Annotated in this window: 11 protein-coding genes and 1 tRNA gene; 7 read left to right on the forward strand and 5 right to left on the reverse strand. The window is 72.0% G+C overall.

What is annotated here, in order from left to right:
- Position 1: 1 nt before the first annotated feature.
- Positions 2-1372 (reverse strand): glycerophosphoryl diester phosphodiesterase membrane domain-containing protein, encoded by a 1371-nt coding sequence (locus OG440_RS22515; protein WP_406008597.1) that lies wholly within the window; start codon positions 1370-1372, stop codon positions 2-4.
- Between the two features lie 140 nt (positions 1373-1512).
- On the opposite strand from OG440_RS22515, the gene mtnA reads away from it, so the two are divergent.
- Positions 1513-2685 (forward strand): S-methyl-5-thioribose-1-phosphate isomerase, encoded by a 1173-nt coding sequence (mtnA, locus tag OG440_RS22520; RefSeq protein WP_406008598.1) that lies wholly within the window; start codon positions 1513-1515, stop codon positions 2683-2685.
- A gap of 257 nt (positions 2686-2942) precedes the next feature.
- On the opposite strand, the gene OG440_RS22525 is transcribed toward mtnA, so the two are convergent.
- Positions 2943-3815 carry a GNAT family N-acetyltransferase gene (locus OG440_RS22525; RefSeq protein WP_406008599.1) on the reverse strand — a complete coding sequence of 291 codons (873 nt, stop codon included), beginning with the start codon at positions 3813-3815 and terminating at the stop codon, positions 2943-2945.
- A gap of 218 nt (positions 3816-4033) precedes the next feature.
- A tRNA-OTHER gene (locus tag OG440_RS22530) sits at positions 4034-4118 on the reverse strand.
- Between the two features lie 375 nt (positions 4119-4493).
- Here OG440_RS22530 and mtrA point away from each other — a divergent pair.
- The 6 genes from mtrA to OG440_RS22560 all read left to right on the forward strand — a co-directional run bounded on the left by mtrA (position 4494) and on the right by OG440_RS22560 (position 12542).
- Positions 4494-5183: a two-component system response regulator MtrA gene (mtrA, locus tag OG440_RS22535; RefSeq protein ID WP_187282414.1), complete on the forward strand. Its 690-nt coding sequence runs from the start codon at positions 4494-4496 to the stop codon at positions 5181-5183.
- 1 nt (position 5184) lies between these two features.
- A complete protein-coding gene (mtrB, locus tag OG440_RS22540) occupies positions 5185-7413 on the forward strand; it encodes an MtrAB system histidine kinase MtrB (protein ID WP_406008600.1) in 2229 nt (742 codons plus the stop codon).
- A complete protein-coding gene (locus OG440_RS22545) occupies positions 7403-9250 on the forward strand; it encodes an LpqB family beta-propeller domain-containing protein (RefSeq protein ID WP_406008601.1) in 1848 nt (615 codons plus the stop codon). The genes mtrB and OG440_RS22545 overlap by 11 nt, the downstream gene beginning before the upstream one ends.
- 376 nt (positions 9251-9626) lie before the next feature.
- On the forward strand, positions 9627-10583 hold the full coding sequence (locus OG440_RS22550; protein WP_406008602.1) for a ComF family protein: 957 nt from the start codon (positions 9627-9629) through the stop codon (positions 10581-10583).
- 313 nt (positions 10584-10896) lie between these two features.
- Complete coding sequence (gene hpf, locus OG440_RS22555) at positions 10897-11589, forward strand: ribosome hibernation-promoting factor, HPF/YfiA family (RefSeq protein ID WP_406008603.1); 693 nt, start codon at positions 10897-10899, stop codon at positions 11587-11589.
- A 206-nt stretch (positions 11590-11795) separates the two neighbouring features.
- Positions 11796-12542: a response regulator transcription factor gene (locus OG440_RS22560; RefSeq protein ID WP_020133042.1), complete on the forward strand. Its 747-nt coding sequence runs from the start codon at positions 11796-11798 to the stop codon at positions 12540-12542.
- Between the two features lie 39 nt (positions 12543-12581).
- Here the strand turns inward: OG440_RS22560 and OG440_RS22565 are convergent, their stop codons facing one another.
- Positions 12582-13781 carry a winged helix-turn-helix domain-containing protein gene (locus OG440_RS22565; protein WP_406008604.1) on the reverse strand — a complete coding sequence of 400 codons (1200 nt, stop codon included), beginning with the start codon at positions 13779-13781 and terminating at the stop codon, positions 12582-12584.
- Between the two features lie 77 nt (positions 13782-13858).
- Complete coding sequence (locus OG440_RS22570; protein WP_406008605.1) at positions 13859-14440, reverse strand: GNAT family N-acetyltransferase; 582 nt, start codon at positions 14438-14440, stop codon at positions 13859-13861.
- Between the last annotated feature and the right edge of the window lie 105 nt (positions 14441-14545).

Genomic DNA, 14545 nt, shown 5'->3' on the forward strand with positions numbered 1-14545 from the left:
ATCAACTCCGCGGGGTCGTGCCGGGAGCGGAGGCGCCGTAGCCCTGGAGGCCCGCGGCGCGGGCCAGGTCGAGGTCGAGGGCTTCGCGGCGGATGCGCTGGTCGACGTAGAGGAGCACGGTGACTCCCGCCGAGATCGGGAAGGTGATCATGGAGCCGAGGACCGAACCGATGCCGGCCACGATCAGGTAGGTCCAGCCGTAGTCGTTGCTCGCGTCGACCATGCCGCTGATGCCCCCGTCGCTCAGGGCACTGCCGAGGACGGCGAACGGGACGACGACGATCATCGCGACGATGTTCGCGATGATCAGGGCGAGCAGCTGGATGCCGAAGACGCGCCACCAGGAGCCGCGGGTGAGCTTCGCGGAACGGCCGAGCGCCTTCTTGATGCTCTGCTTCTCCAGCATCAGCGCGGGCGAGGCGAGGGAGAGGCGGATCAGCAGCCCCAGCACCACGACGATCGAGGCAAGGATGCCGAAGGCCTTGAGTGCCGCACCGGCGTCGGAGTTTCCGGCGGCGCTCACGAGGATGCCCGGCAGCAGGCAGACGAGGACCGTGGCGGCGGCGATCAGCATCAGCAGGAAGATCAGGCCGAACAGTTTGAGCACCTGGGGGCGGGCGTCGCGCCAGGCCTCGCCGAGGGTGACCGGTTTGCCGAGCACCGCCCGGCTGGTGACGGCGGTGAGCAGGGCGGTCGCCGTGATGGTGCCGATGAGGGTGATGAGGAGGACGGGGCCGGAGGCGCGCAGCGCGTCGCCCATGGCGCCGAGCTGCTCGTCGGCGGTGGCGCTGGGGTCGCCGAGCGCGGTCGTGTCCGTGGATGCGTCCAGGACGAGGCCCTGCAACAGGACGACGAAGACCTGGGTGACGACGGCGACGGTCAGCGAGATGCCCAGGACCGTGCGCCAGTAGGTGCGCATCGTGGCGACGGCTCCGTCGAGGATCTCGCCCACGGCGAGCGGGCGCAGCGGGATCACGCCGGGCTTCGCCGCGGGCGGGGGGCCGCCCCAGCCCGCGCCCCAGCCGCCGTAACCACCTGGTCCGGGGTTCGTGGGGCCGCGGTAGGTGCCGCCGGGGCCGGCGGGCGGGTAGGAGCCCCAGCCCGGGCCGGGCGGCGGCGGTGGGGGCGGCGGGGTCTGGCCCGCCGCACCGCCCCGGTTCGGGGAGCCGGAGGGCGCGGACCACTGGCCGGCGCCGGGCGGCGGCTGTTCCTCCGACCACTTCGTGCCGGGGCTCCGCGGGTTCGCGCCGGGCTGGTCCGTGGGCTGCGTGCCGGCGGGACGGTCCGCGGGCTCGGCGGGGTGGGACGCGCCGGGCTCCTGTCCGTCGGACGGGGCGGATCCGGGCGACGCCCAGCCCGGAGTGTCTTTCATCGTCGCTCCTTCACGGTGCCCGTCCGCGGTCGCGGCGGCAGGTTGGGAGCCATCGTGCCATGGGGTACGCATCGGTTGACCGGTCGCGGTATGGGCTGCACACCTTCAATTGTCCGCCGGATCCGGGGCAGACTGACGGCATGGCTGATCAGTACGCGCAATCCGGCGAGGACAAGCGGCCGGCCGACATACCCGCGATCCGATGGGAGGAGCCGCCGGAAGGGCCCGTGGTGGTCCTTCTCGACCAGACGAGACTGCCGGCCGAGGAAGTCGAGCTGGTGTGTACGGACGCGTCCGCGCTGGTCGAGGCGATCCGTTCGCTGGCCGTGCGCGGGGCGCCGCTGCTCGGGATCGCCGGGGCGTACGGTGTCGCGCTCGCCGCCGCGCGCGGCTTCGACGTGGACGACGCCGCGAACGCCCTGGCGGGCGCCCGCCCGACCGCGGTGAACCTGTCGGTCGGTGTGCGCCGGGCCCGGGCCGCATACCGGGCGCAGCTCGCCGAGGGCGGCGACCCGGCGCAGGGCGCGCTGGCGGCGTTGGCGGCCGCGCGACAGCTCCACGAGGAAGATGCCGAGGCCAGTGTCCGGATGGCCGGGCACGGGCTGGCGCTCCTCGACGAGCTGATGCCGGGCGGCCAGCACCGGGTCCTCACGCACTGCAACACCGGTGCGCTGGTGTCGGGCGGGGAGGGCACGGCGTTCGCGGTGGCACTCGCGGCGCACCGGGTCGGTCGGCTTCGCCGGCTGTGGGTGGACGAGACGCGTCCACTGCTCCAGGGCGCCCGCCTCACGGCGTACGAAGCGGCCCGCAACGGCATGGCATACACCTTGCTGACGGACAACGCGGCGGGTTCGCTGTTCGCCGCCGGAGACGTGGACGCGGTGCTGATCGGGGCGGATCGCATCGCGGCCGACGGGTCGGTGGCGAACAAGGTGGGGAGCTATCCGCTCGCGGTGCTGGCGCGCTACCACCATGTGCCGTTCATCGTGGTCGCGCCGGTGACGACGGTGGACCTGGAGACGCCGGACGGGGCGTCCATCGAGGTGGAGCAGCGGCCCGGGTTCGAGGTGACGGAGGCCATGGCGGCCCAGGCGCCGGTGACGGGAGCGGGCGGCGGGATCCCGGTGGCGCCCCTGGGGACCCAGGCGTACAACCCCGCGTTCGACGTGACGCCGCCCGAGCTGGTGACGGCGATCGTCACGGAGGAGGGCGTGGTGTCGCCGGTGACGGCCGGTGCGCTTGCCGAGCTGTGCGGCAGGGCGCGCGGGGGAGGGGATGGGGCGGCAGCACCCGATGGGGTGGCAGCACCCTGATCGGGCCCTGATGGGCCCCTGATGAGCCCCGGACCTGGCCCGGATCGGCCCCCTGATGGGCCCCCGATGGGCCCGGGTCGGCTCGGACTCGACCCGGATCGGCCTCTGATCCGGGTCGGTTGTCGGCCGTTGACCCACCGACCGAACGGCCGCCGACGGTGGCTGATCGCCCATCGGGCGCCTGCTGTTGGCCTGCTGAGCGCCCGTCGGTCGACCGCCGATCCTCGTCAGGCGGCCGAGGGCACCGGGGCTCGGACCTACGAGCGGGCGGGTTGGCCGGCGATCAGGAGGGTCGTGCCCGTAGGGCGGAAGCCGAGGCGGGCGTAGATGCGGGCGACGGTCTCCTCCGCGTAGGCGAGAAAGATCGTCTCGACGCCGTGGGCGCGGGCGTGGGCGACCAGGGCCGCCGTCACGGCGGCGGCCAGGCCCTGGCGGCGGGCGGAGGGCAGGGTGCCGATGCCGCCGATCTCCGTGGTGGCGTTCGCCGGGTGGTAGTGGCCGGTGGCCAGCGGGGTGCCGTCCGGGGCGAGGGCGGCGACGAGGGTCTTGTGTCCGGCGCGGATCGTGGGACGGACCGCGGCCACCGTGCCGTCCTCCGTCAGCGCCTCGGCCAGGCCCGACAGCGCCGCACGGTCCGAGGGGCCCGCGGCGGGGCCCGGCTCCCCGGAGAGGGGCAGGGGCTCCTTGGCGAAGGCCAGTTGCGGGAGGGCGAGCGCCGCGGGCAGGGCGGGGTCGTCCTCGGTCAGCGCGCGCAGTGTCACGCCATCCGGCAGGGGCTGCGGAGGCAGCGGGTGAGAGGGCGGCAGCACCATCAGCGGGCGTCGCAGCACCGAGAGGCCGGCCTCCTCGATCCGGGCCCGCAGCGCGGGTGCCGACCCGGCCAGCCATTCGAACGCCTCCGGCACGCCGAGGCCCCGCTGCCGGGCACGTACGCGGTCGATGTCGGCGGAGCCCACGGGGGCCGTGCCGGTGGGCTGGGCGTGGTTCGGGCCGCCGTAGTACGGAGCGCCGGGTTCCTTCCGTACGAAGAGGCGCAGGGGGCCGAAGTCCTCGGCGTCGGCGAACGCAAGGGGCACGGTGGCGTAGTACCGCTCGATGCGGTCGCGCAGCGGGTCACTCATGCGGCGCATCACACCACTGGACGGTGTCGCGCCGCACCGAGTTTCCCGCCGGGGCCAGTGTCGGCGCAGGTGGCACCCGCCGTACCGGCGGTACCGGCAGCGCCGGGGGCGGTGGACGGGGCAGCCAGACAGCCACGGCCCCGTCCGACCGGCGGGTGCGGGTGCGGGTGCGGGTGGTGAGTCGAGGTGAGGGGGCGCGACCCCGGAAGGGGGTGGAGGCGCGAGGGTGGCCAAAGCCCGGATTCGAACCGGGGTTTCCGCATCGGGGCGAACCCGAGTGCGACGTCCTGGGCCGCTGAACGACTTATGGCCGAGCGGATCGTACGGACTCGAAGGCCGGCGAGCCCACCGCTTTTGCGAGGTGGGGCCTCAGGGCACCGGTTCAGGTCGAGCTTCACCCGACCTGTCCCCACACTGGACCTGGAGCAGCGCGGGCGGCGGTGTCGCGGCCGGCTCGCTGCGACGTTCTTCGGCAGTGGCTCACGGTGACGGAGAGTGCCAGGACGGTCACGTTCGTCGACGGCGGAATCCGACCGGTGAGCGGCGGGCGACCGTGCGGAAGCGGGCTGACATCGCTGCTGACATCGGCGCCGACGGACCGGGGCAGACAGTGACCGCCCCGTACGACTATCGTCACTGGCCGGTGAGCCTTCTCACCTGCGCCACCTTCACTGTTATGAGAATGGGATGATGTCGTTTATGAAGGGACGAGTCCTTGTCGTCGACGACGACACCGCACTGGCCGAGATGCTCGGCATTGTGCTGCGTGGTGAAGGTTTCGAGCCGTCTTTCGTCGCCGACGGTGACAAGGCGCTGGCCGCTTTTCGTGAGGCGAAACCCGACCTGGTGCTGCTGGACCTGATGCTGCCCGGCCGGGACGGCATCGAGGTGTGCCGCCTGATCAGGGCGGAATCCGGCGTGCCGATCGTGATGCTCACGGCGAAGAGCGACACCGTCGACGTCGTCGTCGGACTGGAGTCCGGCGCCGACGACTACATCGTGAAGCCGTTCAAGCCGAAGGAGCTGGTCGCCCGGATCCGGGCCAGGCTGCGGAGGTCCGAGGAGCCGGCGCCGGAACAGCTGACCATAGGCGACCTGGTCATCGACGTGGCCGGTCACTCCGTGAAGCGGGAAGGGCAGTCGATCGCGCTGACCCCGCTGGAGTTCGACCTGCTGGTCGCGCTGGCACGCAAGCCCTGGCAGGTGTTCACCCGCGAGGTGCTCCTGGAGCAGGTGTGGGGCTACCGGCACGCCGCCGACACCCGTCTGGTGAACGTGCACGTACAGCGGCTGCGCTCCAAGGTCGAGAAGGACCCGGAGCGACCGGAGATCGTGGTGACCGTCCGTGGCGTCGGGTACAAGGCAGGACCGAGCTGACATGTCCGGAGACAGTGCCGCTTCGGCCCCCGGTCGCTCCGGGGCCCGTCCGGAGCGGCCTGTCGGCCGTAGGACGCCGGGTTCGCGCTTCACACGCCTCCTCGAAGGGGGCCTGTTGCAGGGCGGGGTGCAGGGCAGCCCCGTCCTGAGGCTGCTGCTGCGCTGGGTGCGCCGCCCGCTGCTGCCCGTCATGCGGCTGTGGCGCCGCAACATCCAGCTCAAGGTCGTCGCCACGACACTGCTCATGTCGCTGGGCGTCGTCCTGCTGCTGGGCTTCGTCGTCATCGGGCAGGTGCGCAACGGACTGCTGGACGCCAAGGTGAAGGCGTCCCAGAGCCAGGCCACCGGCGGATTCGCCGTGGCCAAGCAGAAGGCCGACGAGGCCGCCGGCGCCGCCGCCGACGACGGGACGCCGGCCGACGGCGGCGCCTCGCAGAACGTCATCGAATGGATGAGCGAGCTCGTACTGTCGCTGTCCAGCGGTGGCCAGGGCGCCTTCGACGTGGTCACCCTGCCGCCGGGCGACGTCAGCGGAGTCGCCCGCGGGCCGCGCGCCTCCGGCTTCGTCGACCCCGACAAGAGCGTCCCGGAGAAGCTGCGCGAGCAGGTCAACAGCAGCACCGGCGCGGCCCAGAGCTACTCCCGCATCATCTACCTCAGCGACAAGGACTCCCAGCCGGCCCTGGTCATCGGCAAGCAGGTCGACGACCCCAACGGCGACCCGTACGAGCTGTACTACCTCTTCCCGCTCACGCAGGAGGAGAAGTCGCTGAGCCTCGTCAAGGGGACGCTCGCGACCGCCGGGCTGTTCGTCGTCGTCCTCCTCGGGGCCATCGCCTGGCTCGTGGTGCGGCAGGTCGTCACGCCGGTGCGGATGGCCGCGGGGATCGCCGAGCGGCTCTCCGCCGGACGGCTCCAGGAACGGATGAAGGTCACCGGCGAGGACGACATCGCCCGCCTCGGCGAGGCCTTCAACAAGATGGCCCAGAACCTCCAGTCGAAGATCCAGCAACTGGAGGACCTGTCGCGGATGCAGCGACGATTCGTGTCCGACGTCTCGCACGAACTGCGGACGCCGCTGACGACCGTACGCATGGCCGCCGACGTCATCCACGACGCCCGGGTCGACTTCGACCCCATCACCGCGCGGTCCGCCGAACTGCTCGCCGATCAGCTCGACCGGTTCGAGACGCTGCTCGCGGACCTGCTGGAGATCAGCCGCTTCGACGCCGGCGCCGCCGCCCTCGAAGCCGAGCCCATAGACCTCAGGGAGGTCGTCCGGCGGGTCGTCAGCGGCGCCGCGCCACTCGCCGACCGCAAGGGGACGACCGTACGCGTCATCGGCGACCAGCAGCCCGTCGTCGCCGAGGCCGACGCCCGGCGCGTGGAGCGGGTGCTGCGGAACCTCGTGGTCAACGCCGTGGAACACGGTGAGGGCAAGGACGTCATCGTCAAGCTGGCCTCCGCGGGCGGGGCCGTCGCGATCGCCGTGCGCGACTACGGCGTCGGTCTCAAGCCCGGCGAGGCCACCCGCGTCTTCAGCCGGTTCTGGCGCGCCGACCCGGCACGCGCGCGTACCACCGGCGGCACCGGTCTGGGGCTGTCCATCGCCCTGGAGGACGCGCGGCTGCACGGCGGCTGGCTACAGGCCTGGGGAGAGCCGGGCGGCGGCTCGCAGTTCCGGCTGACGCTGCCCAGGACCGCCGACGAACCGCTGCGGGGTTCGCCGATACCGCTCGAGCCCAAGGACTCCCGCCGCAACCGGGGAGACCTCGACCACGCCGGTCTGCCGCGCGGCGGCGGCCAGAAGAGCGCGACGGTGCCGGTACAGCCCACCGGCGAGCAGCTGTCGGCGGCACGCGGTTCGCTCACGCCCCGGACGGCCACCACGGCCGCCACGGCGGACCCGACGGCGTTGCCCGGCAACGGCGCGCGCGTGGTGCCCCGCCCCTCCCCGAGCACGGGCGGCACAAGTGGGACCGGCGGGACTCGCGGGACAGCCGGCGAAGTACACCGGGAGGGTCCGGAGCAGGCGGGGACGGCCGGCGCGGGGGACGCGGCCGGAACCGGTGACCCGACCGACGCTGCCGACGCGGCCCGCACGCGTGATGCGGGTGATGCCGGTGGTACGGGTGACACGCGCGAGACGGCACTGAGGGGGACCTCGGACCGGCAGAGCGCCGGGACGAAGGGCGCGAACGAGCAAGGGGAGGCATTTCGTGGGCGCTGAGTGGCGCGAGGGGGGAGCCCGGCGCACGCCGGGGCGCGCGGCGGTGGCCTACGCCACCTGTGGCGCCGTTGGCGCCGTCCTGCTGACCGGGTGCGCCTCGATGCCCGACAGCGGCGATCTGCGCGGCGTCGAGTCCACGCCCCGCCAGGACACCCAGGTGCGGGTGTTCGCGATGCCGCCCCGGGACGACGCACAGCCCCTGGAGATCGTCCAGGGCTTCCTCGAAGCGCTCACCAGCGACGACCCGGGCTACGCGACGGCACGCCAGTACCTGACCGAGAAGGCCGCCCAGAAATGGGAGCCCGAACGGTCCACGACGGTCCTCACGGACGGGCCGGCGACCGATGCCGGGCCCACCGGGAGCAGGGACGACGGCGACGACTACTCGTACACCCTGACCGGCACACGGGTCGCCACCGTCGACGCACAGCAGTCGTACGCGCCCGCCTCGGGCGACTACGGCCAGGTGGTCCACCTCGGCCGCGACCGGAAGAGCGGGCAGTGGCGCATCGACGCCCTCCCCCAGGGCGTCGTCATGGGCAAGTCGGACTTCCAGCGCAACTACGTGTCCGTCAACAAGTACTACTTCGCCTCCAACACGACGGCCGACGGCTCCCGGCAGCCCATGGCGGTCGCCGACCCCGTCTACGTCCGCGAACGCGTCGACCCGATGACGCAGATGGTGCGCTCCGTGCTCACCGGCCCCACCAGCTGGCTCCGCCCCGTCGTCAGATCCAGCTTCCCCACCGGGACCGCGCTCCCCAAAAGCGTCACCGCGCTGACCCTCGACGACCAGAACAAGCTCACCGTGCCGCTCAACGACAAGGCCGCCCACATCGGGCAGGGCAAGTGCGACGAGATGGCGGCCCAGCTCCTGTTCTCCCTCCGCAGCCTGACCCCCGCCATCGAAGAGATCGCGCTGCGCTCCGGCGGCACCCAGCTGTGCTCCCTCAGCGAGGACCGGGCCGGGGCCGTCGCCGCACGCGGCTCCGACACCAACCCCGGCTACCTCTACTTCATCGACGGCCAGCACCGCCTCGAACGGATGACGAGCGGCAGCGGCAACACCAAGGCCGAGCCCGTGCCGGGAGCGCTCGGCGAGGGCGCCAAGGCACTGCGGTCGGTGGCCGTGGCCCGCGACGAACACAGCGCCGCCGGAGTCGCCCTCGACGGCAAGACGCTGTACGTCACCTCCACCGTCTCCGGCAACTCCATCGGCGACCCCGTACTCCAGAGCAAGGGCAAGACGGAGGCCGACCGGCTCACCACCCCCAGCTGGGACGCCCAGGGCGACCTGTGGGTCGCCGACCGCGACCCCGCCGCGCCTCGGCTGCTCCTGCTGGAGAAGGGCGGAGGCCAGCCCCTGGAGGTGCTCACCCCGGGACTCGACGGCCGTATCAACGCCGTACGGGTGGCCGCCGACGGGGTGCGGATCGCGCTCATCGTCGACAAGGGCGGCAAGCAGTCCCTGCTCATCGGGCGCATCGAACGAGGCCCGGGCGACGGCGAGCAGCCGTCCGTGTCGCTCCAGGAACTGCGCTCCGCGACACCGGAGTTGGAACAGGTCACGGCCGTGTCGTGGGCCGGGGACGGTCGGCTCGTGGTCGTGGGGCGCGAGGCCGGCGGCGTGCAGCAGGTGCAGTACATGCAGTGCGACGGCTCGGTCCCCGAGGCGGGAACACTCCCCGGCCTCACGGAGGTCACGAGCATCGCCGCCTCCGAGGACAGCGAGATCCCGCTCTTCGCGACCTCCAAGGACGGGCTGCTGTGGCTGCCCGGCGGCAGCGGCTGGCGGACGCTGAAGGAGACCGCTTCGGTCACGTTCTACCCCGGGTGATCCTTTGCCTCGGCGGTCGGGGGCCGGGGCCGGGCCCCGGGGTGCGGGGGGAGATGTGCGGGGTGCGGGCCCGCGGGTGCGCTGTGCGGCGTTCGGGGTCCGATGGTCGGGTGTGAGGCGGGGGCTTCGGGTTTCGGGGCGGTTCGGCGGTAACTCGGGGGTTGGAGTGGGCCGGGGGGCGAGGGAGAACTTCCCGGACTTCCTGCTTCTTTTGGGCCCGGGTTCCTCAAGGGCTGCTTTTCGGCTGCTCTTTTTTCGCTGTCCGGATCGTCCTCGGGTGCCTCGGGCCTGCCTTCCCGAGAGTTTTCCACAGGGTGCTCAGAGTGGTTTTCCACAGGGGTGGCGGGCCGCTTCCCGCGTCGGCACAGTAGGGGACGTGGAAGTCGCTCGCAGGTGGTGGCAGGAACTCGCCGGCCTGGTACTGCCCGCCGAGTGCGGAGGCTGCGGAAGTGCGCGTACGGTGCTCTGCCCACGGTGCCGTGCGGCGCTGAGCGAGGCCGCGCCGTTCCGGGTCCGTCCGGTGCCGGAACCGCCCGGGCTGCCCGCCGTGCACGCGGCGGCCCGGTACGCGGACGAGGTGCGGGCGGCACTGCTGGCCCACAAGGAACGCGGCGCGCTGGCACTGGCGCGACCGCTGGGCGCGGCGCTGGCGGGGGCTGTGCGGGCGGGGATGGCGGGGAGGGGGGAGGTGGGGTGGGGGGAGGGGGAGGGCCCCCAGCCCCCCGGAGACCTCCTTCTCGTCCCCGTCCCCTCCACCCGGGCCGCGGTGCGGGCACGTGGGCATGATCCGGCGCGGCGGATCGCGTTGGCGGCGGCCGGTGAGTTGCGGCGGGCCGGGGTGCCGGCGCGGGTGGCCGCGGTGTTGCGGCAGCGGCGGGCGGTGGCAGACCAGTCGGGGCTCGGCTCCCGTCAGCGGCTGGACAACCTGGTGGGCGCGCTGACGGTGGTGCCCGGGGGCGCGCGGGTGCTGTGCGGCGGACCGGTGGTTCTCGTCGACGACGTGGTGACGACGGGCGCCTCGCTGGCGGAGGCCGCGCGCGCGGTGCGGGCGGTCCGGGTGGCCACGGCTGCGGTGGCGGAGGCGGAGTGGGCGGGACGGGGGGAGAGTGGGCGGTGTGAGGAGGAGGCGAAGGGTGCGTTGTGTGGTGAAGGGGCGACGGCCGGGTACGTGGGTATCACTCGGGAAGACAGTAAGAAGCTGTCGGGTGCTGAGGAGGCAGACGTGGACGGGGTGTCGGTGGGACCGCCGGACGGCGTGGACGGTGCCGGTGACGTGCTCTGTGCGGCCGTGGTCGCCGCGTCGCCGGACTCTTTCGAAATAAACCGGAACTGAGCGAGAAGTTGCGTCGTTGCAGGTAATGAGAGGGCCAATTCGCCTGAACGGAGGTACGCCGCAGTAGAGGGTGACGACATCCGTCCGGGCGAGATATGTTCGGTTGTGAGGGAAAGCCGCAGGCCACACCTCCCAAATCCGAATGCCGTGCTGCGGTTTTCGTAATCTTCCGCAGCACCTGGGGTGTAGATCTCGCCCATGGGGGAGGAGGAGGTGGAAGTCACCAAGTCCGAGGTTCCGGTGCTCACCGGAGCCTGGTGCAAAAGGGAGACGCTCCGCATCGAAGCGGAGCGATCCGGGAACGGAGTTCTGCGTGGACATCGTCGTCAAGGGCCGCAAGACCGAGGTGCCCGAGCGGTTCCGCAAGCACGTGGCCGACAAGCTGAACCTGGAGAAGATCCAGAAGCTCGACGGCAAGGTGATCAGCCTCGACGTGGAGGTGTCCAAGGAGCCCAACCCGCGACAGGCGGACCGGTGCGATCGAGTGGAGATCACGCTCCGCTCCCGCGGTCCTGTGATCCGGGCGGAGGCGGCGGCCAGCGACGCGTACGCGGCACTCGACCTGGCGGCGGAGAAGCTGGATGCCCAGCTGCGCAAGCAGCACGACAAGCGTTACACGCGCCGCGGTGCCCGCAGGATCCCCGCGGCGGAGGTTTCCGACTACGTCCCGGGCGTGGCGACGCTCAACGGCAACGGCCGTCCCGTCCCCGCCGACGAGTCGGACAGCGTGCCGACGAAGCGCATCGGTTCGCTGGAGGTGCAGGGCGACGGCCCCCTCGTGGTGCGCGAGAAGACCCACGTCGCCGCACCGATGACTCTCGACCAGGCCCTCTACGAGATGGAACTGGTCGGACACGACTTCTATCTGTTCGTCGACTCCGAGACCAAGCAGCCCAGCGTCGTCTACCGGCGTCACGCCTACGACTACGGCGTGATCTACCTCGACACCGACCCGATGGTGGCCCAGGCGCACTCGCCCGACGCGGGCGGTGCGTTGGGTGGCTGACGCTGCCCGCTGACAGCTGAGCGGTGTGCCCCTGGAGCGCTGTGTGCGCCCCCAGGGGCACCCGTGTGCGACCCCTTCGCCCACCGCTCTGTCACCGCGTTGTCGTCCGGGCATGGAATCATGGCCAGGGCGGCTCAACCGGTGGGCCGCTGCCTTGGGTTGACGACGGCACAGGACCACGGCCACAACCTTCAGGGGGAGGAACGATGGCGGACAGCTTCGGACCGATGCGGGACGACGATGCCGACGACGGCGTCGTCGGCATGGGCCCGGACGGGGGCACCTCACGCAAGGAGCCGATCAGAGTCCTTGTCGTGGACGACCACGCCCTGTTCCGCCGCGGACTGGAGATCGTGCTCGCGGCCGAGGAGGACATCCAGGTCGTCGGCGAGGCGGGCGACGGCGCCGAGGCCGTGGACAAGGCGGCCGACCTGCTGCCGGACATCGTGCTGATGGACGTACGGATGCCCAAGCGCGGCGGTATCGAGGCGTGCACCTCCATCAAGGAGGTGGCTCCCAGCGCGAAGATCATCATGCTGACGATCAGCGACGAGGAAGCCGACCTCTACGAGGCGATCAAGGCCGGCGCGACCGGCTATCTCCTCAAGGAGATCTCCACGGACGAGGTCGCCACCGCGATCCGCGCGGTCGCCGACGGGCAGTCGCAGATCAGCCCCTCCATGGCGTCCAAGCTGCTCACCGAGTTCAAGTCGATGATCCAGCGGACCGACGAGCGTCGCCTCGTTCCCGCGCCGCGGCTGACGGACCGGGAGCTGGAGGTGCTCAAGCTGGTCGCCACGGGGATGAACAACCGTGACATCGCCAAGGAGTTGTTCATCTCCGAGAACACCGTGAAGAACCATGTGCGCAACATCCTGGAGAAGCTTCAGCTGCACTCCAGGATGGAGGCGGTCGTGTACGCGATGCGGGAGAAGATCCTCGAGATCCGGTGAGTCGGCGAGTCGGTGATCCGGTGAGCGGGCCCGGCCGGGTCAGCCCAGTGCGCGGGTGAGTTCCCTGGCGAGGGGCTCGCGCAGTTCCGGGGCGTCCACGCGCTCCACGCGTACGTCCGTGCAGTCCACCCAGGTCGCAGCCTCGAGCAGGGCTTGGGCCACCGCCGGAACCGCCTTCGGGCCGTCCAGGGTGACCTGCCTGGCGATCAGGGTGCGGCCCTCTCGGGCCGGATCCACGCGGCCGACGAGCCGGCCGCCGGCCAGGACCGGCATCGCGAAGTAGCCGTGGATCCGCTTCGGCTTGGGGACGTAGGCCTCCAGGCGGTGGGTGAAGCCGAAGATCCGCTCGGTGCGCGCCCGCTCCCAGATCAGGGAGTCGAACGGCGACAGGAGCGTGGTGCGGTGGCGGCCGCGCGGGGGCGTTTCCAGAGCCGCCGGGTCGGCCCAGGCGGGCTTGCCCCAGCCCTCGACCGTGACGGGGACCAGGCCGGAGTCGGCGATCACGGTGTCGACCTGCTCGCCCTTGAGACGGTGGTAGTCGGCGATGTCCGCGCGCGTGCCCACGCCGAGGGACTGGCCGGCCAGGCGGACGAGGCGGCGCAGGCACTCGGTGTCGTCGAGCTCGTCGTGCAGCAGGTCGGCGGGTACGGCGCGTTCGGCGAGGTCGTAGACGCGCTTCCAGCCGCGGCGCTCCACGCAGACCACCTCGCCGTACATCAGCGCGCGCTCGACGGCGACCTTGGTACCGGACCAGTCCCACCACTCGCTGGTCTTCTTCGCGCCGCCCAACTCGGTCGCGGTGAGCGGCCCTTCGGCGCGGAGCTGTTTGACGACCTGGTCGTACGTGCCGTCCGGGAGCGTGTGGTTCCAGTGCGGGCGCGCCCGGTAGGCACGGCGGCGGAAGGCGAAGTGGGGCCACTCCTCGATGGGGAGGATGCAGGCGGCGTGGGACCAGTACTCGAAGGCGTGCGGTCGTACGGCGGGCGTGCCGGCGGCCCCGGGTTCCCAGTACGCGTTCTCGACCGTTCTGCGGCCCACCGCTCCGAGGCGGGCGTAGGGGATCAGCTCGTGGGAGCGGGCCAGGACCGAGATGGTGTCGAGCTGGACCGCGCCGAGATGACGGAGGACGCCGCGCACGCCGGCCTTGCTGTCGGGAGTGCCGAGGAAGCCCTGCGCGCGTAGGGCGATGCGGCGGGCTTCGTCTGCCGTGAGGGTGGTGTCGGGGCGCGGGGTCGTCATGGCTCGCACGATAGGGGGTGGCACTGACAGTGCGCGGTGAGCTGGGGGTTTTGTCCGGGGGCCGGCTTTCGGGGCCGTTACGGGCTGGAAGGCGACGGGACGTACGGCGCCGTCGAGGGCAGTCCCAGGTCCGACGGGAGCAGGGAGGCCAGCCAGCAGTCGCGTCGTACGCCCTTGTTGGCGATGGCCGAGCGGAGGGTGCCTTCCAGGGTGAAGCCGGCCTTCTCGGCGACCGTGCGGGAGGCGGTGTTGCCGATCTCGGCCCGCCATTCGACGCGGTCGACGGGGAGGGTCGTGAAGGCCCAGCGGGCCGCGGTGAGGGTGGCCTCGGTGGTGTAGCCGTGGCCGCGGTGTTCCTTGGCCGCCCAGAAGCCGACCTCGGCGGTGCCCGGGGAGCGCATGGTGAGGCTGAGGACGCCGGTCAGGGCGCCGTCGGGGAGGAAGACGCCGAAGGTGAACATGGAGCCGCTCGCCCAGCCCTCCGGGGCGAGCAGTTCGGTGAAGCTGCGGGCGTGCTCGGGGAGGTAGGGGGAGGGGATCGTGGTCCAGCGCTGGATGTCGGGGTCCTGCGCGGCGGTGTACACGGCGTCGGCGTCCCGCGGGTCGAGGGGGCGCAGGACGAGGCGGGGGGTGGTGAGGGTGACGGGTTCGGGCTCCATCGGCCGATTCTGCGCGGCGTGTCCGGCGGACGCCATCCTTTTGCCGTGCGTGAGCGCGTGATCACAATTCGCGCAATTCGTCCGGTGGACGCGGCACCATCGGCG

It is taken from the genome of Streptomyces sp. NBC_00637 (assembly GCF_045161545.1).
Classification (GTDB): Bacteria; Actinomycetota; Actinomycetes; order Streptomycetales; family Streptomycetaceae; genus Streptomyces.

Coding starts and splice junctions, on each gene's coding strand:
- OG440_RS22570 (WP_406008605.1), bottom strand. CDS start 14,440: ATGGAGCCCGAACCCGTCACCCTCACCACCCCCCGCCTCGTCCTGCGC.
- OG440_RS22560 (WP_020133042.1), top strand. CDS start 11,796: ATGGCGGACAGCTTCGGACCGATGCGGGACGACGATGCCGACGACGGC.
- mtrA (WP_187282414.1), top strand. CDS start 4,494: ATGATGTCGTTTATGAAGGGACGAGTCCTTGTCGTCGACGACGACACC.
- mtrB (WP_406008600.1), top strand. CDS start 5,185: ATGTCCGGAGACAGTGCCGCTTCGGCCCCCGGTCGCTCCGGGGCCCGT.
- OG440_RS22525 (WP_406008599.1), bottom strand. CDS start 3,815: ATGCGCCGCATGAGTGACCCGCTGCGCGACCGCATCGAGCGGTACTAC.
- OG440_RS22565 (WP_406008604.1), bottom strand. CDS start 13,781: ATGACGACCCCGCGCCCCGACACCACCCTCACGGCAGACGAAGCCCGC.
- OG440_RS22515 (WP_406008597.1), bottom strand. CDS start 1,372: ATGAAAGACACTCCGGGCTGGGCGTCGCCCGGATCCGCCCCGTCCGAC.
- mtnA (WP_406008598.1), top strand. CDS start 1,513: ATGGCTGATCAGTACGCGCAATCCGGCGAGGACAAGCGGCCGGCCGAC.